This is a genomic window from Pectobacterium peruviense, assembly GCF_003312355.2.
Classification (GTDB): Bacteria; Pseudomonadota; Gammaproteobacteria; order Enterobacterales; family Enterobacteriaceae; genus Pectobacterium; species Pectobacterium peruviense.
Map to the genome: position 1 here is coordinate 494,076 of NZ_CP161826.1, position 20,368 is coordinate 514,443.

Annotated in this window: 31 protein-coding genes; 28 read left to right on the forward strand and 3 right to left on the reverse strand. The window is 49.4% G+C overall.

The features are described 5' to 3' along the window. Nucleotides 1-8 precede the first annotated feature (8 nt). Nucleotides 9-1,280: a serine hydroxymethyltransferase gene (gene glyA / locus DUT67_RS02210; protein ID WP_113633036.1), complete on the forward strand. Its 1,272-nt coding sequence runs from the start codon at nucleotides 9-11 to the stop codon at nucleotides 1,278-1,280. A 71-nt stretch (nucleotides 1,281-1,351) separates the two neighbouring features. Here glyA and pmrB read toward each other — a convergent pair whose 3' ends face one another. From pmrB to eptA, 3 genes are read right to left on the reverse strand one after another with little or no spacing between them, the layout of a single operon-like run. Continuing rightward, a complete protein-coding gene (gene pmrB / locus DUT67_RS02215; RefSeq protein ID WP_113633037.1) occupies nucleotides 1,352-2,446 on the reverse strand; it encodes a two-component system sensor histidine kinase PmrB in 1,095 nt (364 codons plus the stop codon). Further along, a complete protein-coding gene (gene pmrA, locus DUT67_RS02220; RefSeq protein ID WP_113628040.1) occupies nucleotides 2,443-3,111 on the reverse strand; it encodes a two-component system response regulator PmrA in 669 nt (222 codons plus the stop codon). Before pmrA ends, pmrB begins: the two co-directional genes overlap by 4 nt. Continuing rightward, nucleotides 3,108-4,754, reverse strand: coding sequence for a phosphoethanolamine transferase EptA (gene eptA / locus DUT67_RS02225; RefSeq protein ID WP_113633038.1), 1,647 nt, complete (start codon nucleotides 4,752-4,754; stop codon nucleotides 3,108-3,110). The genes pmrA and eptA overlap by 4 nt, the downstream gene beginning before the upstream one ends. A gap of 373 nt (nucleotides 4,755-5,127) precedes the next feature. Here eptA and DUT67_RS02230 point away from each other — a divergent pair, with 373 nt between their 5' ends. From DUT67_RS02230 to rplF, 27 genes are all read left to right on the forward strand, one after another. Beyond that, on the forward strand, nucleotides 5,128-5,850 hold the full coding sequence (locus DUT67_RS02230) for a transcriptional regulator (protein WP_011095518.1): 723 nt from the start codon (nucleotides 5,128-5,130) through the stop codon (nucleotides 5,848-5,850). Nucleotides 5,851-5,852: 2 nt separating this feature from the next. Beyond that, complete coding sequence (gene tusD / locus DUT67_RS02235; RefSeq protein ID WP_189339556.1) at nucleotides 5,853-6,239, forward strand: sulfurtransferase complex subunit TusD; 387 nt, start codon at nucleotides 5,853-5,855, stop codon at nucleotides 6,237-6,239. Between the two features lie 9 nt (nucleotides 6,240-6,248). After that, entirely contained in the window at nucleotides 6,249-6,608 is a 360-nt protein-coding gene (gene tusC, locus DUT67_RS02240; RefSeq protein ID WP_113628043.1) for a sulfurtransferase complex subunit TusC, read from the forward strand. Nucleotides 6,609-6,626: 18 nt separating this feature from the next. Then, on the forward strand, nucleotides 6,627-6,914 hold the full coding sequence (tusB, locus tag DUT67_RS02245; protein ID WP_113628044.1) for a sulfurtransferase complex subunit TusB: 288 nt from the start codon (nucleotides 6,627-6,629) through the stop codon (nucleotides 6,912-6,914). A gap of 131 nt (nucleotides 6,915-7,045) precedes the next feature. Further along, nucleotides 7,046-7,420, forward strand: coding sequence for a 30S ribosomal protein S12 (gene rpsL, locus DUT67_RS02250; RefSeq protein WP_005969567.1), 375 nt, complete (start codon nucleotides 7,046-7,048; stop codon nucleotides 7,418-7,420). A 96-nt stretch (nucleotides 7,421-7,516) separates the two neighbouring features. After that, nucleotides 7,517-7,987: a 30S ribosomal protein S7 gene (gene rpsG, locus DUT67_RS02255; protein ID WP_005969574.1), complete on the forward strand. Its 471-nt coding sequence runs from the start codon at nucleotides 7,517-7,519 to the stop codon at nucleotides 7,985-7,987. A gap of 96 nt (nucleotides 7,988-8,083) precedes the next feature. Continuing rightward, a complete protein-coding gene (gene fusA / locus DUT67_RS02260; protein ID WP_048262677.1) occupies nucleotides 8,084-10,198 on the forward strand; it encodes an elongation factor G in 2,115 nt (704 codons plus the stop codon). Between the two features lie 69 nt (nucleotides 10,199-10,267). Continuing rightward, nucleotides 10,268-11,452 (forward strand): elongation factor Tu, encoded by a 1,185-nt coding sequence (tuf, locus tag DUT67_RS02265; RefSeq protein ID WP_011091854.1) that lies wholly within the window; start codon nucleotides 10,268-10,270, stop codon nucleotides 11,450-11,452. Between the two features lie 204 nt (nucleotides 11,453-11,656). Next, nucleotides 11,657-11,851 carry a bacterioferritin-associated ferredoxin gene (bfd, locus tag DUT67_RS02270; RefSeq protein WP_005970281.1) on the forward strand — a complete coding sequence of 65 codons (195 nt, stop codon included), beginning with the start codon at nucleotides 11,657-11,659 and terminating at the stop codon, nucleotides 11,849-11,851. A gap of 72 nt (nucleotides 11,852-11,923) precedes the next feature. Then, nucleotides 11,924-12,397, forward strand: coding sequence for a bacterioferritin (gene bfr / locus DUT67_RS02275; protein WP_048262676.1), 474 nt, complete (start codon nucleotides 11,924-11,926; stop codon nucleotides 12,395-12,397). 299 nt (nucleotides 12,398-12,696) lie between these two features. Next, entirely contained in the window at nucleotides 12,697-13,008 is a 312-nt protein-coding gene (rpsJ, locus tag DUT67_RS02280) for a 30S ribosomal protein S10 (protein WP_001181005.1), read from the forward strand. 32 nt (nucleotides 13,009-13,040) lie between these two features. Continuing rightward, entirely contained in the window at nucleotides 13,041-13,670 is a 630-nt protein-coding gene (rplC, locus tag DUT67_RS02285) for a 50S ribosomal protein L3 (RefSeq protein ID WP_048262674.1), read from the forward strand. A 10-nt stretch (nucleotides 13,671-13,680) separates the two neighbouring features. After that, nucleotides 13,681-14,286: a 50S ribosomal protein L4 gene (rplD, locus tag DUT67_RS02290; protein ID WP_039308906.1), complete on the forward strand. Its 606-nt coding sequence runs from the start codon at nucleotides 13,681-13,683 to the stop codon at nucleotides 14,284-14,286. After that, nucleotides 14,283-14,585: a 50S ribosomal protein L23 gene (gene rplW, locus DUT67_RS02295; RefSeq protein WP_005970277.1), complete on the forward strand. Its 303-nt coding sequence runs from the start codon at nucleotides 14,283-14,285 to the stop codon at nucleotides 14,583-14,585. Before rplD ends, rplW begins: the two co-directional genes overlap by 4 nt. Before the next feature lie 17 nt (nucleotides 14,586-14,602). Further along, entirely contained in the window at nucleotides 14,603-15,424 is an 822-nt protein-coding gene (gene rplB / locus DUT67_RS02300) for a 50S ribosomal protein L2 (RefSeq protein ID WP_014701619.1), read from the forward strand. Nucleotides 15,425-15,440: 16 nt separating this feature from the next. Beyond that, on the forward strand, nucleotides 15,441-15,719 hold the full coding sequence (gene rpsS, locus DUT67_RS02305; protein WP_004929772.1) for a 30S ribosomal protein S19: 279 nt from the start codon (nucleotides 15,441-15,443) through the stop codon (nucleotides 15,717-15,719). A 14-nt stretch (nucleotides 15,720-15,733) separates the two neighbouring features. Then, nucleotides 15,734-16,066, forward strand: a complete 333-nt coding sequence (gene rplV / locus DUT67_RS02310; protein ID WP_005970275.1) for a 50S ribosomal protein L22 — start codon at nucleotides 15,734-15,736, stop codon at nucleotides 16,064-16,066. A gap of 17 nt (nucleotides 16,067-16,083) precedes the next feature. Next, nucleotides 16,084-16,785, forward strand: coding sequence for a 30S ribosomal protein S3 (gene rpsC, locus DUT67_RS02315; protein WP_005970274.1), 702 nt, complete (start codon nucleotides 16,084-16,086; stop codon nucleotides 16,783-16,785). A gap of 12 nt (nucleotides 16,786-16,797) precedes the next feature. After that, nucleotides 16,798-17,208 (forward strand): 50S ribosomal protein L16, encoded by a 411-nt coding sequence (gene rplP, locus DUT67_RS02320; protein WP_005970273.1) that lies wholly within the window; start codon nucleotides 16,798-16,800, stop codon nucleotides 17,206-17,208. Next, nucleotides 17,208-17,399, forward strand: coding sequence for a 50S ribosomal protein L29 (gene rpmC / locus DUT67_RS02325; protein WP_005970272.1), 192 nt, complete (start codon nucleotides 17,208-17,210; stop codon nucleotides 17,397-17,399). Before rplP ends, rpmC begins: the two co-directional genes overlap by 1 nt. Next, nucleotides 17,399-17,653 (forward strand): 30S ribosomal protein S17, encoded by a 255-nt coding sequence (gene rpsQ / locus DUT67_RS02330; protein WP_005970270.1) that lies wholly within the window; start codon nucleotides 17,399-17,401, stop codon nucleotides 17,651-17,653. Before rpmC ends, rpsQ begins: the two co-directional genes overlap by 1 nt. 164 nt (nucleotides 17,654-17,817) lie before the next feature. Then, a complete protein-coding gene (gene rplN, locus DUT67_RS02335) occupies nucleotides 17,818-18,189 on the forward strand; it encodes a 50S ribosomal protein L14 (protein ID WP_000613954.1) in 372 nt (123 codons plus the stop codon). A 10-nt stretch (nucleotides 18,190-18,199) separates the two neighbouring features. Next, the gene (rplX, locus tag DUT67_RS02340; protein ID WP_005970267.1) at nucleotides 18,200-18,514 is read left to right on the forward strand and encodes a 50S ribosomal protein L24; all 315 of its coding nucleotides are present in this window, start codon (nucleotides 18,200-18,202) and stop codon (nucleotides 18,512-18,514) included. Nucleotides 18,515-18,528: 14 nt separating this feature from the next. Continuing rightward, a complete protein-coding gene (gene rplE, locus DUT67_RS02345; RefSeq protein ID WP_011095504.1) occupies nucleotides 18,529-19,068 on the forward strand; it encodes a 50S ribosomal protein L5 in 540 nt (179 codons plus the stop codon). A gap of 13 nt (nucleotides 19,069-19,081) precedes the next feature. After that, nucleotides 19,082-19,387: a 30S ribosomal protein S14 gene (gene rpsN / locus DUT67_RS02350; protein WP_010286114.1), complete on the forward strand. Its 306-nt coding sequence runs from the start codon at nucleotides 19,082-19,084 to the stop codon at nucleotides 19,385-19,387. Nucleotides 19,388-19,420: 33 nt separating this feature from the next. Further along, the gene (gene rpsH / locus DUT67_RS02355) at nucleotides 19,421-19,813 is read left to right on the forward strand and encodes a 30S ribosomal protein S8 (protein ID WP_005970261.1); all 393 of its coding nucleotides are present in this window, start codon (nucleotides 19,421-19,423) and stop codon (nucleotides 19,811-19,813) included. Nucleotides 19,814-19,825: 12 nt separating this feature from the next. Then, nucleotides 19,826-20,359, forward strand: coding sequence for a 50S ribosomal protein L6 (gene rplF / locus DUT67_RS02360; RefSeq protein ID WP_005970259.1), 534 nt, complete (start codon nucleotides 19,826-19,828; stop codon nucleotides 20,357-20,359). The last annotated feature ends 9 nt before the right edge of the window (nucleotides 20,360-20,368 follow it).

Here is a 20,368-nt window from a genome sequence, read left to right on the forward strand (position 1 = left end):
TGATGCCCATGTATGACACCTCTTTAACTCTTACCGATTTCGACCCTGAGTTGGCCGATGCCATCTTGCACGAAGAACACCGTCAGGAAATCCACGTTGAACTCATCGCTTCAGAGAACTATGCCAGCCCGCTGGTGATGGCGATCCAGAATTCCGTGTTCACCAACAAATACGCAGAGGGTTACCCCGGCAAGCGCTACTACAGCGGCTGTGAGTATGTTGACGTAGCCGAACGTCTGGCTATTGAGCGGGCCAAAGCGCTGTTTGACTGCGATTACGCTAACGTCCAGCCCCATGCTGGCGCTCAGGCGAATGCCGCCGTATTTCTGGCCTTGACTAACCCCGGTGACACCGTGATGGGTATGAATCTGGCTCAGGGCGGGCATTTGACTCACGGGAACCCCTCCAACTTCTCTGGTCGCCACTACAAGATCGTACCGTATGGTCTTGACCCTGAAACAGGGCTTATCGACTACGACGAAATGGAGCGTATTGCCTTGGAAACCCGGCCAAAAATGTTAATAGGAGGATTTTCCGCTTATTCACGCCACAAGGACTGGGCGCGTATGCGCACTATTGCTGACAGAGTGGGGGCTATCTTCTGGGTGGATATGGCTCATGTTGCTGGTTTAGTGGCGGCGGGTGAATACCCCAACCCGCTCCCTCACGCACATGTTGTGACCAGTACAACGCATAAGACCCTGCGTGGCCCACGAGGTGGCATTATTTTGGCCAAGGGGCAGAGTGAGGATTTTTACAAAAAGCTCAACGCCGCCGTGTTCCCCGGTATTCAAGGTGGCCCGCTGATGCACGTTATTGCAGCTAAAGCGGTAGCCTTCAAGGAAGCGTTACGCCCTGATTTCATGGTTTATCAGCGTCAGGTCGTGACTAACGCCCGGGCAATGGCGCGCATTATCCAACTGCGTGGTTACAAGATCGTCTCCGACGGCACCGACAACCATTTGCTGCTGATCGACCTGTCTGCTAAGCCGTATACCGGTAAGGATGCCGACGCTGCGCTGAGCGATGCTTACATCACGACAAATAAGAATTCGGTGCCTAACGACCCACGTTCACCTTTTGTTACCTCAGGCCTGCGTATTGGTACGCCAGCTGTGACGACGCGCGGTTTCGGTGTGACAGAGTGTGAGCAACTGGCAGGGTGGTTATGTGATGTGCTGGATGGGCTAGGTGCTGGGAATGAAGCGTTAACGGTGATACGCGATCGTGTTCGCGAGCAGGTTGTCGCGCTGTGCCGCCGCTATCCTGTGTATCAATAAGGCGTATAAGGCGCGTGCACAGGGATGTGTCGTCGCGATGTTATTTTGACGTGGTTTTCTGTTGTTGTTCTTCAGGCTGAGTCTGGGTATTCCTCAGGCGTGGTTAGTACCACCTGCGCGAGTGCACCAGAGCCTTGCGGCCGGTTACTGAGGAAAAATTTCCCATCGTGCAACTGAGCAATGCGCGTCACGATGCTCAGTCCGAGACCGATACCACCATAGCGACTATCCATGCGAACAAACGCCTTACTTAATTCACCAACCTTACTTTCATCGATACCCGGCCCTTCATCTTCGATCTGTAGTTCAAGGTGTTGCCGTTTAGTCAGACTAACCGTGATCTGACTTGCTTCTGGGCTATAGCGATAGGCATTTTCTACCAGATTGCGTAACAGCAATTGGAGTAACGTGGCATCACCGTGGAGAGAGACATCTTCCTGCGGTAATACCCATTTCAGCCTTTGCTGGCGCTTTTGCAGCATCTCCGCTAGTTCATCCTGCATGGGAAAAATAACGTCTTCCAGGAATGCGACATTTTCGTGGTGGCCTGCCGAAAATTCTTGTCCGACACGCGCAAGCAGTAAGAGCTGTTCCACTGTCTTCACCATCTTATCAATCCGTTTGATGAGTGCACTGCAGTCAATCTGATGCTGTTGCTGGTGTAATTCAAGATGCAGCCGAATACCGGCTAGTGGAGTTCGTAACTCATGGGCGACATCGGCAGTAAATTGCCTGTCGCGTTGCAGCGTTTCGTCTAAGCGTTGAAAAAGCTGATTGATGGTATGGGTGACCGCGGCGATTTCTTTAATGTCGCTCTGCTGTGGCAGCGGTTCTAGATTTTCGGCAGTGCGATCCTGCAATTCTTCCTGTAGACGAGAAAGCGGGCGTGTGATCCAACTGACCGCCTGAAAGCACATGAGCAATGTCAGGATGACCATCACCAGACTGGGAATACTGAGCGACGCGATTGCTTCATTAATCTCTTGATCAATCTGCATGTTCTGGGCACTGGCGCTCAGAGATTTATCAACCAGCAGGCCGATCTGTTCTTCGCTTTCGTGCCAGAGCCAGAATACGCTGATCATCTGGCAAACGAGGAGGATGCCGCCCAGTGCTAGCACCAAACGGCGACGCATACTGGTGACGGCGTCGGTGTCGCCCTTCATGGTTGTTCCCCTTTGGTCAGCAGGTAGCCAAAGCCTCGCAGGGTTCGGATACGGTCTTTGCCTATCTTTTGACGCAGGTTGTGGATATGGACTTCTAGCGAATTGGAGGACGGGTCGTCGTTCCAGGCATAAATATCCTGATGCAGAAGTTCTCGGTGTACCTGAGAACCGGCTTTCAGCACCAGTCGGGAAAGTATCGCGAACTCTTTTGGCGTCAGTACCACTGGCTTTTCGTCCAGCAGCACCTGTTGATTGTTTAAATCCAGCGTAATGTTGTCGACCTGTATCTTGCTGTTGCTCGATCCCTGATTGCGGCGAATCAGCGCGCGTACGCGCGCCTGTAATTCCGTCAGCGCGAAAGGTTTGGCGAGATAATCGTCGGCGCCAACATCCAACCCGCTGACGCGATCGTTGACCTTATCCCGCGCCGTTAAGATAAGTACGGGATGCTGGTAATTATTTTTACGCCAGCGTGATAACAAGGCGAGGCCGTCGTCGTCCGGTAAGCCAAGATCGAGAATCACCAGACTATAGTGCGCGCTGCTGATGAGCGCGTCCGCTTCTTTGGCCGTGCCTGCGCAATCGCAGGCATAACCTTCATGACTCAGTGCCAAGAATAATCCTTCCTGCAACAGCTTATCGTCTTCAACAATCAATAATTTCATGTTGCCTTATCCCTGCACGGCTGAAGGATATCGAGCTGAGGCTGATATTCTTTCGTGGCGATACTAAACATCCCCAGTATGGTATGGAAAAGATTATCTTGCGAGTAATCCTCCTGCTTCGCATTCTGGCGCAGGCAGGTGTCCTGAATCGCCTGTTGCTGCTGGTAACCTGCTGATAACCACATCAACATCGGCACATGCGTTTGCTGCTTCGGCGCAATAGAGTAGGGCATGCTGTGCAGGTAGATGCCGTTCTCGCCTAACGATTCGCCGTGGTCAGACAGGTAAACTAGTGAGGTATTAAATTTATCCTGATGCTGCTTCAGTAGGTTGATCGTTTTATCCAGAATAAAATCGACATACAGAATGGTATTGTCATACGTGTTGGTCAGTGCCTCCTGCGTACAGGTTTGAATCTGGTTGGTATCACAGGTTGGGGTAAATTTCTTAAAGGCGTCAGGATAGCGCTGGTAATAGCTCGGGCCGTGGCTGCCTATCGTATGTAATACAATAATCCCATCGTTATCGAGCTTGTTAATATAGTCTTCTACACTGTGGAATAACGCTTCATCGTGGCACTCGCCGCGGGTGCATAACACTGGTAGTTTCAGCGATGTCACATCAACTGTTGGCACACGCGTACAGGCATCTTTGCAGCCACCGTCATTTTCCTGCCAAAGCACGTTAACTTTTGCCCGTTGTAAGATATCGAGCAACCCTTCCTGATGGCTGGCTAAGCCACCATCAAAGTTTTGTCGCGGCATGTTGGAAAACATGCACGGAACGGAAACACCTGTTGATGTGCCGCACGATGACGTGTTCTCAAAGTAAACCACATTGTCTTTCGCCAGCAGCGGGTTGGTTTCCTTCTCATAGCCTCCTAGCGAAAAGTTTTGTGCCCGAGAGGTCTCGCCGACCACCAGAATAACCAGATTCTTTTTTGCCGTAGGAGATGACGGCGGCACTTTGCGGGCATCCAGACCAATTTGCACCAGAGGCAAATTAGCCAGCGCACTATGCTTATGGTAGGACAAACTGGCTGCCACAATATTGCTGGGCGTAATCGCTTTTACCAACTCTTTGTTATTACGCATGAACGAGGCGTAATCTTTATAAAAGAATGCTGCGACAGATAAAATAGCGAATAACGAGATAATGACGCTGAGAAAGCGCAGTCCAATATAGAGCGTTGTTGGCTTGGCGGGTTTTATTTTTATCCAGATGGCCGCCGCTGCGGGAATGACGCCAGTGAAAAATACCCAGACGATCAACTGCGGTGTAAGAAGCGAAAAGGACTCGCTGGCCGTCGTCTCAACGATATTTTGGATCATGGTGCGGTCAATGATAATGCCGTAGTTCAACATAAAGTATTGCACTGCAGCGCCGGACAGCAGGAAGAAAACAATGACGGCCTTACGCAGATAAGGCGCTGCCAGAAGCGTGAAAATGATATTCAGCACGGCGAAAATCACTACCGGCATGCTGAGGAAGAAAGGGATATTGATCCAGTCTGCCATATCCAGCAGTTGCAGCGTTTGACGGTAGTAGGCGATGTTCTGGACCAGAGTAATAAAGGCAGAAAATATCAGCACAAACGTGATGCTGTTTAGGTGTGGTCTGCCCATTGGTATTAGGTTTTTCATACACGTCTCTCGTGATTTCCATTATGGAGAGGAAAGAAGACGCAGACTCTAGCGGGATTAAATTAATACAACCTTAAGAGGTAGCCCGTGAAATTCAGGGACGCGAGAGTGGACATTTGCTAGACTATGTCCCCTGTCAATACAAAATAAATATATCCGTCATACTTCAAGCTGCTTGTGCGTTGGCCGTCCTCACTGACCCCAGTCACTTACTGATGTAAGCTCCTGAGGATTTGCGCGGTTGCCGCGTTACAAGGCTCATAAATGGGCCTTGTCCTAAAGGACCAACGCAGAGCGTTGTTCAAAACGCTAACGTTTTGTCACGCAACTCGAATTATTTACGGGATAAATGACGTTGAGGGTGGTGTCTGCCATGTCTAATTCGCTTGTATCTGGCGAATCTTATGAGCTTGATTTGCTGGATGAACGGCCGTTCAGTCAAACGGACTATGAGATCCTGAAATCGTATGAAGCAGTGGTTGATGGCTTGGCCATGTTGATTGGCGAGCACTGTGAGATTGTATTGCATTCGCTTGAGGATCTTAAATGTTCCGCCGTGCGTATTGCGAATGGAGAACATACCGGCAGGAAGATTGGCTCGCCGATTACGGATCTTGCATTGCGCATGCTGCATGATATGGCAGGCGAAGATAGCAGCGTGTCGAAGGCCTATTTTACCCGCGCAAAAAGCGGGGTGTTGATGAAGTCAGTGACGATTGCGATCCGTAATCGCGATCAGCGCGTGGTTGGGTTGTTGTGTATCAACATGAATTTGGATGTACCTTTCTCCCAGATCGTGCAAACCTTTATTCCACCTGAAACGCATGACGCTGCGTCTTCTGTTAACTTCGCATCATCCGTTGACGATCTGGTGGCACAAACGCTGGAATTCTCTATTGAGGAAGTCAATGCGGATCGCAATGTTTCCAATAATGCGAAAAATCGCCAAATCGTACTGAGCCTGTACGAAAAAGGCATCTTTGATATTAAAGACGCCATCAATCAGGTTGCCGAGCGCCTTAATATCTCCAAGCACACTGTCTATCTTTATATTCGTCAATTCAAAAGCGGCGACTTCAGCGGGCACGAACGTTGATGCTGACTTACTGCTTGCTGGTGACCGGCCCTGCTTACGGCACACAGCAAGCGAGTAGCGCGTTGCAGTTTGCGCAGGCGCTGTTGGCTGAGGGGCATAAACTGAAAAGTGTGTTCTTCTACCGGGAAGGCGTGCTGAATGCTAACCAACTGACATCACCAGCTAACGATGAGTTTGATGTTGTTCGCGGCTGGCAACAGCTGGGCGATGTGCATCAGGTGGTGCTGAATGTTTGCGTTGCCGCCGCGCTGCGTCGAGGCATTACTGACGCTCAGCAAGCCGCTCAACTCAACCTTGCAGGAGCGAATCTGCAACCTGGTTTTATTCTGAGTGGGCTGGGTGAGCTGGCACAGTCGGTGCTGACCTGCGATCGGGTTATTCAGTTTTAAGGTAGCATTATGAAGCGAGTCGCATTTGTTTTTACGCATTCTCCGCATGGGAGTGCGTCTGGGCGAGAAGGGCTGGATGCGCTATTGGCGATGTCGGCACTGACGGAAGAGATTGGTGTGTTTTTTGTTGGCGATGGCGTGCTTCAACTGCTGCCGCATCAACAGCCGGAAAAGATTCTGATGCGCAATTACATCGCCACGTTTGGCGTGTTGCCGTTGTACGACATCGAATCTTGCTATCTGTGCGAGACTTCCGTGCTCCAGCGCGGGCTGAGTATAGATACGGACTGGGTTTTGGATGTGGAGTTGTTAGCGCCAGAAGCATGGCGTAGCAAGCTGGCCGATTATCATTCCATCCTTTCATTCTAGCGACGGGCCTCTCCATTTATGTTACATACGCTCTCAACTTCTCCTTATCACGCTGACCTGGATACGCTTTTACGTAGTCTTGAGCAGGGCGATGCTTTGGTATTGCTACAAGATGGTGTGATTGCGGCTTTGGCTGGTGGGGACATTATTCAACGCCTGCTTGATTCAGCGGTTCTTCTCTATGCGCTCCGGCCTGATACTGAGGCAAGGGGCGTGACTGAACAAATTTCAAACAGCGTGACGCTCATTGGCTATAATGAGTTTGTTCAACTGACAGTGGAACATCCGCAGCAACTCGCGTGGTAACGCCGAATTATTGTATATTTCTTGACTCCTTCCACTGCCAGCAATAGAATTCTGCGTCCTCATACTTTGCCTTGCGCAAACATGAGACGATTTATTACGTGTTTACGAAGCAAAACCCAGGAGCTTTTTTAATGGCAACAATTAACCAGCTGGTACGCAAACCACGCTCCCTGAAGGCTGCTAAAAGCAACGTTCCGGCGCTGGAAGCATGCCCGCAGAAACGTGGCGTATGTACCCGTGTATATACTACCACCCCTAAAAAACCGAACTCCGCACTGCGTAAAGTATGTCGTGTTCGTTTAACTAACGGTTTTGAAGTTACCTCCTATATCGGCGGTGAAGGTCATAACCTGCAGGAACACTCCGTGATCCTGATCCGTGGCGGTCGTGTTAAAGACCTGCCAGGTGTGCGTTACCACACCGTTCGTGGCGCGCTGGACTGCTCAGGTGTTAAAGACCGTAAGCAATCCCGTTCCAAATACGGCGTGAAGAAGCCAAAGGCTTAATGGTTCTTCGTTAAGTAAGGCCAAACGTTTTAACTTAAATGTCAAACTAAACTCGTAGAGTTTTGGACAATCCTGAATTAACAACGGAGTATTTCCATGCCACGTCGTCGCGTCATTGGTCAACGTAAAATTCTGCCGGATCCTAAGTTCGGATCAGAACTGCTGGCCAAATTTGTAAACATCCTGATGGTAGATGGTAAAAAATCTACTGCTGAAGCAATCGTCTATACCGCGCTGGAGACCCTGGCTCAGCGTTCTGGTAAAGGCCATCTGGAAGCTTTTGAAGTAGCTCTGGACAACGTTCGCCCGACTGTTGAAGTTAAGTCGCGCCGCGTTGGTGGTTCTACTTATCAGGTACCAGTAGAAGTCCGTCCGGTTCGTCGTAATGCGCTTGCAATGCGTTGGATCGTAGAAGCTGCTCGTAAACGCGGTGATAAATCTATGGCTCTGCGCCTGGCGAACGAACTTTCTGATGCAGCAGAGAACAAAGGTACTGCTGTTAAGAAACGTGAAGACGTTCACCGTATGGCCGAAGCTAACAAGGCGTTCGCTCACTACCGTTGGTAATCCCTTCGCTGTAGTCATGCTAACCAAGCGGGCGCTAAAAATAGCCAACCCGCTTGGGTTAACTAAATTGAACGCCCTAGTAAATAGAGGATACAAATGGCTCGTACAACACCCATCGCACGCTACCGTAACATCGGTATCAGTGCGCACATCGACGCCGGTAAAACCACTACTACCGAACGTATTCTGTTCTACACTGGTGTAAATCATAAAATCGGTGAAGTTCATGACGGCGCAGCTACCATGGACTGGATGGAGCAGGAGCAGGAACGTGGTATTACTATCACTTCCGCAGCGACTACTGCATTTTGGTCTGGTATGGCTAAGCAGTATGAACCGCATCGCGTAAACATCATCGACACCCCAGGACACGTTGACTTCACTATCGAAGTAGAACGTTCTATGCGTGTACTTGATGGTGCGGTAATGGTTTACTGCGCAGTTGGTGGTGTTCAGCCGCAGTCTGAAACCGTATGGCGTCAGGCAAACAAATATAAAGTTCCACGCATTGCGTTCGTTAACAAAATGGACCGCATGGGTGCGAATTTCCTGAAAGTTGTTGGTCAGATCAAATCCCGTCTGGGCGCGAACCCTGTTCCGCTGCAGTTGGCGATTGGTGCTGAAGAAGGTTTCACCGGTGTTGTTGACCTGGTGAAAATGAAAGCCATCAACTGGAATGATGCCGATCAGGGCGTGACCTTCGAATACGAAGAGATCCCGGCTGATTTGCAAGATCTGGCTGACGAATGGCACCAGAACCTGATCGAATCCGCAGCTGAAGCTTCTGAAGAGCTGATGGAGAAGTATCTGGGTGGTGAAGAACTGACTGAAGAAGAGATCAAAAAAGCTCTGCGTCAGCGCGTTCTGAACAACGAAATCATCCTGGTAACCTGTGGTTCTGCATTTAAGAACAAAGGTGTTCAGGCGATGCTGGATGCGGTAGTCGATTACCTGCCATCCCCAGTTGATGTACCTGCGATCAACGGTCTTTTGGATGACGGTAAAGACACACCGGCTGAGCGTCATGCAAGTGATGACGAGCCGTTTGCTGCGCTTGCATTCAAAATTGCTACCGACCCGTTTGTTGGTAACCTGACGTTCTTCCGCGTGTACTCTGGTGTGGTTAACTCCGGTGATACCGTACTGAACCCAGTTAAATCAGCACGTGAACGTTTTGGTCGTATCGTTCAGATGCACGCTAACAAGCGTGAAGAGATCAAAGAAGTTCGTGCGGGCGATATCGCTGCGGCTATCGGTCTGAAAGATGTAACGACGGGTGACACACTGTGTGATCCGAACAACGTTATCATTTTGGAACGTATGGAGTTCCCAGAACCGGTTATCTCCATTGCGGTAGAACCGAAAACCAAAGCTGACCAAGAAAAAATGGGTCTGGCATTGGGCCGTCTGGCTAAAGAAGACCCATCTTTCCGCGTATGGACTGATGAAGAATCTAACCAGACTATCATCGCTGGTATGGGTGAGTTGCACCTCGATATCATCGTTGACCGTATGAAACGTGAATTCAACGTTGAAGCAAACGTGGGTAAACCACAGGTTGCTTATCGTGAAGCGATTCGTTCGAAGGTTACTGATATTGAAGGTAAACACGCCAAGCAGTCTGGTGGTCGTGGTCAGTATGGTCATGTTGTTATCGACATGTACCCACTGGAGCCGGGCTCAAATCCGAAAGGTTACGAGTTCGTCAACGACATTAAAGGTGGTGTAATTCCTGGTGAATACATCCCTGCCGTTGATAAAGGCATCCAGGAGCAACTGAAAGCGGGTCCTCTGGCTGGTTACCCAGTGGTTGATCTCGGTGTGCGTCTGCACTTCGGTTCTTTCCATGACGTTGACTCCTCTGAGCTGGCGTTTAAACTGGCTGCTTCTATCGCCTTTAAAGATGGCTTTAAGAAAGCAAAACCTGTTCTGCTTGAGCCGATCATGAAGGTTGAAGTTGAAACGCCGGAAGAGAACACTGGTGACGTCATCGGTGACCTTAGCCGTCGTCGTGGTATGCTGCGTGGTCAGGAATCCAACGTTACTGGCGTTGTGATCCATGCTGAAGTTCCGCTGTCTGAAATGTTCGGATACGCAACTCAACTGCGTTCTCTGACCAAAGGCCGTGCTTCTTACTCCATGGAGTTCCTGAAGTACGATGATGCGCCTAACAACGTTGCTCAGGCCGTAATTGAAGCCCGTGGTAAATAAGCCTCAGGGTTAAAACAAAATCCCGTGCTCTCTCCATAGGGGGAGAGCATTTGAGTAAGGAATATCGCCGTGTCTAAAGAAAAATTTGAACGTACAAAACCCCACGTTAACGTCGGTACTATCGGCCACGTTGACCATGGTAAAACAACGCTGACCGCTGCAATCACTACCGTTCTGGCTAAAACCTACGGTGGTAGCGCGCGTGCATTCGACCAGATCGATAACGCACCAGAAGAAAAAGCACGTGGTATCACCATCAACACTTCTCACGTTGAATATGATACCCCTGCTCGCCACTATGCGCACGTTGACTGCCCAGGCCACGCCGACTATGTGAAAAACATGATCACCGGTGCTGCTCAGATGGATGGCGCGATCCTGGTTGTTGCTGCGACTGATGGCCCAATGCCTCAGACCCGTGAGCACATCCTGCTGGGTCGCCAGGTTGGCGTTCCGTTCATGATCGTATTCATGAACAAATGCGACATGGTTGATGACGAAGAGCTGCTGGAACTGGTTGAGATGGAAGTGCGTGAGCTGCTGTCTCAGTACGATTTCCCAGGCGACGACATCCCGGTAATTCGTGGTTCTGCACTGAAAGCGCTGGAAGGCGAAGCTGAGTGGGAAGCAAAAATCATCGAACTGGCCGGTTACCTGGATTCTTATATTCCAGAACCAGAGCGTGCGATTGATAAGCCGTTCCTGCTGCCAATCGAAGATGTATTCTCCATCTCAGGTCGTGGTACCGTTGTTACCGGTCGTGTAGAGCGCGGTATTGTTAAAGTTGGTGAAGAAGTTGAAATCGTTGGTATCAAAGATACCGTGAAATCAACCTGTACCGGCGTTGAAATGTTCCGTAAGCTGCTGGACGAAGGTCGTGCAGGCGAGAACGTTGGTGTTCTGCTGCGTGGTATCAAGCGTGAAGAAATCGAGCGTGGCCAAGTACTGGCTAAGCCTGGTTCAATCAAGCCGCACACCCAGTTCGAATCAGAAGTGTATATCCTGAGCAAAGATGAAGGCGGCCGTCATACTCCGTTCTTCAAAGGCTACCGTCCTCAGTTCTACTTCCGTACAACTGACGTAACGGGCACCATCGAACTACCAGAAGGCGTAGAGATGGTAATGCCGGGCGACAACATCAAAATGGTTGTTACCCTGATCCACCCAATCGCGATGGATGACGGTTTGCGTTTCGCAATCCGTGAAGGCGGCCGTACTGTAGGCGCGGGCGTTGTTGCTAAAGTTATCGCTTAATCGCTGATAAACTAAATGCATGAAAAAGGCACCTCGGTGCCTTTTTTTACGCCTCAATAATTAAATGTAAATTGAAATAAAAATAATTCTTATTTACAATGACTGGGTTGGTTAAAAAATCGCTAGGAGCGGTTTCAAATGCCGTTTGCAGTGTCCTGAAAGGTAGCGTCAAAGACATTCGCGATAACGATGAGTCATTCTGGTATGTATGTTTGTTTGTGCAACGCAATTTCTGACAAAGTCATCCGTAATGCTGTTCGCCAGCACCAGCCTCAATCTATGCAACAATTACGCAAGCTCGTTCCTATCGGGACAGATTGCGGAAAATGTATTCGTCAGGCGCGTGTCATTTTTGAGGAAGAGCAGGCTAAAATTCCTGACATGTATGAAGTAGCATAAAATGTAGGGTCGTTTTTTTGACTCTCTGCTGACCAGTTCTACACTTTAAGAACTGGAGCGGAGGAGCATGTCATGAAAGGCGATAAAAAAGTCATCACACACCTGAATAAGTTATTGGGCAACGAGCTGGTAGCCATTAACCAATATTTTCTTCATGCCCGAATGTTTAAAAACTGGGGCTTAACCCGTCTTAACGATCACGAGTATCATGAGTCTATTGACGAAATGAAGCACGCTGATCGCTACATCGAACGAATCCTGTTTCTTGAAGGCATCCCGAATCTACAGGATTTGGGTAAGTTAAATATTGGCGAGGATGTCGAAGAGATTTTACGTTCTGACCTGCAACTTGAGCTAGATGGTGCAAAGAATTTACGTGAGGCGATTGCTCACTCGGATTCCGTGCATGACTACGTCAGTAGAGATTTAATGATAGAAATTCTTGCCGATGAAGAAGGGCATATCGACTGGCTGGAAACTGAATTGGATTTGATTTCCCGTCTTGGGATACAAAACTACCTTCAAGCTCAGCTAAAGGCTGAGTAACATGGCGTCGTAGTCTGCTGTCTACCTCAATCCGGCCGGACTAACGTTTATCGTTCCGGCCGCGTTTAAAATCATTTAATCCTGCTTATTGCTTCCCTAGCCAATTTGCGTATAATGCGCGAGCTTACTGAAACAAGGTAAGCCTGATTCAATCCGAATCAGAGAGTCAATATTGATTTATTGACTAAAACAATACTCCCGATATGGGGGTTATGTGCTGACGATTACACTCCCCCATCAATCGAAATGGGTGTGAGGAGTAATCATTTACGTTTATAAATAATTGGAGCTCTGGTCTCATGCAGAACCAAAGAATCCGTATCCGCCTGAAAGCGTTTGATCATCGTCTGATTGATCAATCAACTGCGGAAATCGTCGAGACTGCTAAGCGCACTGGTGCGCAAGTACGTGGTCCGATCCCGCTGCCGACCCGCAAAGAGCGCTTTACCGTTCTGATTTCTCCGCACGTCAATAAAGATGCGCGCGATCAGTACGAGATTCGCACTCACAAGCGTCTGGTTGACATCGTTGAGCCAACCGAGAAAACCGTTGATGCTCTGATGCGTCTGGATCTGGCTGCTGGTGTAGACGTGCAGATCAGCCTGGGTTAATCAGGTCATTGAGCGATTGAGAGGTTGAAACAATGATTGGTTTAGTCGGTAAAAAAGTGGGCATGACCCGTATCTTCACTGAAGATGGCGTATCTATCCCCGTAACCGTTATCGAAATTGAAGCAAACCGCGTAACTCAGGTTAAAGACCTGGCTAACGATGGTTACCGCGCTGTGCAAGTAACTACTGGTGCTAAAAAAGCAAACCGTGTTACCAAGCCAGAAGCAGGTCACTTTGCTAAAGCTGGCGTAGAAGCTGGCCGTACCCTGCGTGAATTCCGTCTGTCTGAAGGCGAAGAGTTCACTATTGGTCAGAGCATCAGTGTTGAAATTTTCGCTGACGTTAAAAAAGTAGACGTTACTGGTACATCCAAAGGTAAAGGTTTTGCTGGCACAGTTAAGCGCTGGAATTTCCGTACTCAGGATGCTACTCACGGTAACTCCTTGTCCCACCGCGCTCCGGGTTCTATCGGTCAGAACCAGACTCCGGGCAAAGTGTTCAAAGGCAAGAAAATGGCAGGCCAACTGGGTAACGAACGTGTAACTGTTCAGAGCCTGGATGTAGTGCGTGTTGACGCTGAGCGCAACCTGCTGCTGGTTAAAGGTGCTGTTCCGGGTGCTACCGGTAGCGACCTGATCGTTAAACCAGCTGTGAAGGCGTGAGGAGATAGCAATGGAATTAGTATTGAAAGACGCGCAAAGCGCGCTGACTGTTTCCGAAACTACCTTCGGTCGTGATTTTAACGAAGCGCTGGTACATCAGGTTGTTGTTGCTTATGCAGCAGGTGCCCGTCAAGGTACTCGCGCTCAAAAGACGCGTGCTGAAGTAACTGGTTCTGGTAAAAAACCTTGGCGTCAGAAAGGTACTGGCCGTGCGCGTTCAGGTTCTGTTAAGAGCCCGATCTGGCGTTCCGGTGGTGTAACCTTTGCTGCGAAGCCACAGGACCACAGTCAGAAAGTTAACAAAAAGATGTACCGCGGCGCGCTGAAAAGCATCCTGTCCGAACTGGTACGTCAAGATCGTCTGATCGTTGTCGAGACGTTTTCTGTAGAAGCACCGAAAACTAAGTTGCTGGCTCAGAAGCTGAAAGAAATGGCACTGGAAGACGTGTTGATCATCACTGGTGAACTGGATGAGAATCTGTTCCTGGCTGCACGTAACCTGTACAAGGTTGATGTGCGTGATGCAGCAGCAATCGACCCAGTTAGCCTAATCGCCTTCGACAAAGTCGTTATGACTGCTGATGCAGTTAAGCAAGTTGAGGAGATGCTGGCATGATCCGTGAAGAACGTCTGCTGAAAGTACTGCGCGCGCCGCACGTATCTGAAAAAGCATCTACCGCGATGGAAAAAACTAACACCATCGTTCTCAAAGTTGCTAAAGACGCGACTAAAGCAGAGATCGTTGCTGCTGTCGAGAAACTGTTCGAAGTAGAAGTTAAAGACGTAAACACCCTGGTAGTTAAGGGTAAAGTTAAGCGTCACGGACAGCGTATTGGTCGTCGCAGCGACTGGAAAAAAGCTTACGTCACCCTGAAAGAAGGCCAGAATCTGGACTTCATCGGCGGCGCTGAGTAAGTCGGAGGAGAAAGACAATGGCAGTTGTTAAATGTAAACCGACATCTCCGGGTCGTCGCCACGTTGTTAAAGTGGTTAACCCTGAGCTGCACAAGGGCAAACCTTATGCCCCGTTGCTGGAAAAGAACAGCAAATCCGGTGGCCGTAACAACAATGGCCGCATCACTACCCGTCACATCGGTGGTGGTCATAAACAGGCTTATCGTATTGTTGACTTTAAACGCAACAAAGATGGTATTCCTGCGGTTGTTGAGCGTCTGGAGTATGATCCGAACCGTTCCGCGAATATCGCGTTGGTTCTGTATAAAGACGGCGAGCGTCGTTACATTCTGGCGCCGAAAGGCCTGAAAGCCGGCGACCAGATTCAATCTGGCGTTGATGCTGCGATTAAAGCGGGTAACACCTTGCCGATGCGTAACATCCCAGTCGGTTCAACGGTTCACAACGTAGAAATGAAACCAGGTAAAGGCGGCCAATTGGCTCGTTCTGCTGGTACTTACGTTCAGATCGTTGCTCGTGATGGTGCTTACGTTACCCTGCGTCTGCGTTCTGGCGAAATGCGTAAAGTCGAATCCGACTGCCGCGCGACGCTGGGCGAAGTTGGCAACGCTGAGCATATGCTGCGCGTTCTGGGTAAAGCTGGTGCTGCACGCTGGCGCGGGATTCGTCCTACCGTTCGCGGTACGGCAATGAACCCAGTCGATCACCCACACGGTGGTGGTGAAGGTCGTAACTTTGGTAAGCACCCGGTGAGTCCGTGGGGCCTTCAGACCAAAGGTAAAAAGACCCGCAGCAACAAGCGTACTGATAAATTTATCGTACGTCGCCGTACTAAATAATCTTAGAGGATAAACCATGCCACGTTCTCTCAAGAAAGGTCCATTTATAGACCTGCACTTGCTGAAGAAGGTAGAGAAAGCGGTGGAAAGCGGAGACAAGAAGCCTTTGCGCACTTGGTCCCGTCGTTCAACGATCTTTCCAAATATGATCGGTTTGACCATCGCTGTCCATAATGGTCGTCAGCACGTTCCGGTGTTTGTTTCCGATGAAATGGTCGGTCACAAGCTGGGTGAATTCGCGCCGACTCGTACTTATCGCGGCCATGCGGCCGACAAAAAGGCCAAGAAGCGCTAAGGTAGGAGGAAGAGATGGAAACTATCGCTAAACATTGCCACGCTCGTTCTTCTGCTCAAAAGGTTCGCCTGGTGGCAGACCTGATTCGCGGTAAGAAAGTGTCGCAAGCTCTGGAAGTTCTGACCTACACCAACAAGAAAGCTGCTGGTCTGGTTAAAAAAGTGCTGGAGTCTGCTATTGCTAACGCAGAACACAACGATGGCGCTGACATTGATGATCTGAAAGTCGCGAAAATCTTCGTTGACGAAGGCCCAAGCATGAAGCGCATTATGCCGCGTGCTAAAGGTCGTGCGGATCGCATCCTGAAGCGTACCAGCCACATTACTGTGGTTGTGTCCGATCGCTGAGACTCTGGAGACTAGCAATGGGTCAGAAAGTACATCCTAATGGTATTCGCCTGGGTATTGTCAAACCTTGGAACTCTACCTGGTATGCGAATACCAAAGAATTCGCTGACAACCTGGACAGCGATTTTAAAGTTCGTAAATACCTGACGAAGGAACTGGAGAAAGCTTCCGTTTCTCGTATCGTTATCGAACGTCCTGCAAAAAGCATCCGTGTGACTATTCACACTGCTCGCCCAGGCATCGTGATCGGTAAAAAAGGTGAAGATGTTGAGAAACTGCGCAAAGTCGTAGCGGATATCGCTGGCGTACCTGCACAGATCAATATCGCAGAAGTTCGTAAACCTGAACTGGACGCAAAATTGGTTGCTGACAGCATCACTTCTCAGCTGGAACGTCGTGTAATGTTCCGCCGTGCTATGAAGCGTGCTGTACAGAATGCCATGCGTCTGGGCGCTAAAGGTATTAAAGTTGAAGTAAGTGGCCGTCTTGGCGGCGCTGAAATCGCGCGTACCGAATGGTACCGTGAAGGTCGTGTTCCGTTGCATACATTGCGTGCGGATATCGACTACAACACTTCCGAAGCGCACACCACTTATGGTGTTATCGGTGTGAAAGTGTGGATCTTCAAAGGTGAGATTCTGGGTGGTATGGCTGCAGTTGAACAACCGGAAAAACCGGCTGCTCAACCTAAAAAGCAGCAGCGTAAAGGCCGCAAGTAAGGAGAGTCGCTGATGTTACAACCAAAGCGTACAAAATTCCGTAAGGTGCACAAGGGCCGCAACCGTGGTCTGGCGCAAGGTACGGATGTTAGCTTCGGCACTTTCGGTCTGAAAGCTGTTGGCCGCGGTCGCCTGACTGCTCGTCAAATCGAAGCTGCACGTCGTGCCATGACCCGTGCTGTTAAGCGTCAAGGTAAGATCTGGATCCGTGTATTCCCGGACAAACCGATCACCGAAAAACCGCTTGAAGTTCGTATGGGTAAAGGTAAAGGTAACGTGGAATATTGGGTTGCCTTGATTCAGCCAGGTAAAGTCCTGTACGAAATGGACGGTGTGCCGGAAGAGTTAGCCCGTGAGGCATTCCAACTGGCAGCAGCGAAACTGCCTATCAAAACCACCTTTGTAACTAAGACGGTGATGTAATGAAAGCAAATGAGCTGCGTGAAAAGAGCGTTGAAGAGCTGAACACTGAGCTGCTCGGCCTGCTGCGCGAGCAATTTAACCTGCGTATGCAGGCTGCCAGTGGTCAGTTGCAACAGACTCACCTGGTAAAACAAGTGCGTCACAATATTGCACGTGTTAAGACTTTACTGACTGAGAAGGCGGGTGCGTAATGACCGATAAAATCCGTACTCTGCAAGGTCGTGTTGTAAGCGACAAAATGGAGAAATCCATTGTTGTTGCCATCGAACGTTTCGTGAAACACCCGCTTTACGGTAAATTCATCAAACGTACGACTAAGCTGCACGTACATGACGAGAACAATGAATGCGGTATCGGTGACGTGGTTGAAATCCATGAATGCCGTCCGCTGTCCAAAACTAAGTCTTGGACACTTGTTCGCGTTGTAGAGAAAGCGATTCTGTAATACAGTAGCGCTTCTCGAAAATAGATAAACGGCTCTGCAAAGGGCCGTTTATTTTTTCTACCCATACTAAGGAAGCAGTGTTATAATGCTGCGCCCTCAATTATGGGGTATTTAATGGCCCGAAAGGGTCCTAAAGTAGTAGTTGACATTAGCGGAGCACTAAAATGATCCAAGAACAGACTATGCTGAACGTGGCCGATAATTCCGGTGCACGTCGCGTAATGTGTATCAAGGTTCTAGGTGGCTCGCACCGTCGCTACGCAGGCGTCGGCGACATCATCAAAATTACCATCAAGGAAGCAATTCCTCGCGGTAAGGTGAAAAAAGGCGACGTTCTGAAGGCGGTAGTGGTGCGCACCAAGAAGGGTGTTCGTCGCCCGGACGGTTCTGTCATTCGCTTCGATGGAAATGCTTGCGTTATTTTAAACAATAACAGCGAACAGCCTATCGGTACGCGTATTTTTGGGCCGGTAACTCGTGAACTGCGTAATGAGAAGTTCATGAAAATTATCTCTCTGGCACCAGAAGTACTTTAAGGAGCGAATCATGGCAGCGAAAATCCGTCGTGATGACGAAGTTATTGTGCTAACCGGCAAAGATAAAGGTAAGCGCGGTAAAGTAAAAAATGTCCTGTCTGCTAGTAAGGTCATTGTTGAAGGTATTAACCTGGTTAAAAAACATCAGAAGCCGGTTCCGGCCCTGAACCAACCAGGTGGCATCGTTGAAAAAGAAGCTGCAATTCAAGTTTCTAACCTTGCAATCTTCAATGCGGCAACTGGTAAGGCTGACCGTGTAGGCTTTAGATTCGAAGACGGAAAAAAAGTCCGTTTCTTTAAATCTAATAGCGAAACTATCAAGTAATTTGGAGTAGTACGATGGCGAAACTGCATGATTACTACAAAGACGAAGTAGTTAAAAAACTCATGACTGAGTTTAACTACAATTCTGTCATGCAAGTCCCTCGGGTCGAGAAGATCACCCTGAATATGGGTGTTGGTGAAGCGATCGCTGACAAGAAACTGCTGGATAACGCAGCAGCTGATCTGACAGCAATCTCCGGTCAAAAACCGTTGATCACCAAAGCACGCAAATCTGTTGCAGGCTTCAAAATCCGTCAGGGCTATCCGATCGGCTGTAAAGTAACTCTGCGTGGCGAACGCATGTGGGAGTTCCTTGAGCGACTGATTTCCATTGCTGTACCACGTATCCGTGACTTCCGTGGCTTGTCCGCCAAGTCATTCGATGGCCGTGGTAACTACAGCATGGGCGTGCGTGAACAGATCATCTTCCCGGAAATCGACTACGATAAAGTCGATCGCGTTCGTGGTTTGGACATTACCATTACCACTACTGCGAAATCCGATGATGAAGGCCGTGCGCTGTTGGCCGCCTTTAACTTCCCATTCCGCAAGTAAGGTAGGGTTACTAATGGCTAAGCAATCCATGAAAGCACGCGAAGTTGTTCGTGTGAAACTGGCTGAAAAATACCGCGCTAAACGCGAGGAATTGAAAGCTATCATCTCTGGTGTGAACTCATCCGACGAAGATCGTTGGGATGCAGTTCTTAAGCTGCAGACTCTGCCGCGTGATTCCAGCCCGTCTCGTCAGCGTAACCGCTGCCGCCAAACTGGTCGTCCGCACGCTTTCCTGCGGAAGTTCGGGTTGAGCCGTATCAAGGTCCGTGAAGCCGCTATGCGCGGTGAAATTCCGGGTCTGAAAAAGGCTAGCTGGTAATTGTCACCAATTGAATCACGGGAGTAAAGACAGATGAGCATGCAAGATCCGATCGCGGATATGCTGACCCGTATCCGTAACGGTCAAGCCGCGAACAAAGTTGCGGTCACCATGCCTTCCTCCAAGCTGAAAGTGGCGATTGCCAACGTGCTGAAGGAAGAAGGTTACATTGAAGATTTCAAAATCGAAGGCGACACCAAGCCAGTTCTGGAATTAGAACTTAAATATTTCCAGGGCAAGGCAGTGGTAGAAAGCATTCAGCGAGTAAGCCGTCCAGGTCTGCGCATCTATAAAAGAAAAGATGAGCTGCCAAAAGTTATGGCCGGTTTGGGTATCGCAGTTGTTTCTACCTCTAAAGGTGTTATGACTGATCGTGCAGCTCGCCAAGCTGGTCTTGGTGGCGAGATTATCTGCTACGTAGCTTAATCGGGAGGAAAAATGTCTCGTGTTGCAAAAGCACCCGTCGTCATTCCTGCCGGCGTAGAGGTAAAACTCAACGGTCAGGATGTTTCGATTAAGGGTAAAAACGGCGAGCTGAGTCGTAAGATCCATGATGCTGTTGAAGTGAAACAAGCTGACAACGCTTTGACTTTCGCCCCGCGCGAAGGTTTCGTTGATGGATGGGCCCAAGCGGGCACCACTCGCGCTCTGTTGAACGCAATGGTTATCGGTGTTACCGAAGGCTTCACTAAGAAGCTGCAACTGGTTGGTGTTGGTTACCGTGCTGCTGTTAAAGGCAATGTGGTTAACCTGTCTCTTGGGTTTTCTCACCCAGTAGAGCATGCACTGCCGGCAGGTATTACTGCAGAATGCCCAAGCCAAACTGAAATCGTACTGAAAGGTGCTGATAAACAGGTTATTGGTCAGGTTGCTGCGGAATTACGCGCCTACCGTCGTCCTGAGCCTTATAAAGGCAAGGGTGTCCGTTACGCCGACGAAGTCGTGCGTACCAAAGAGGCTAAGAAGAAGTAAGGTAACACT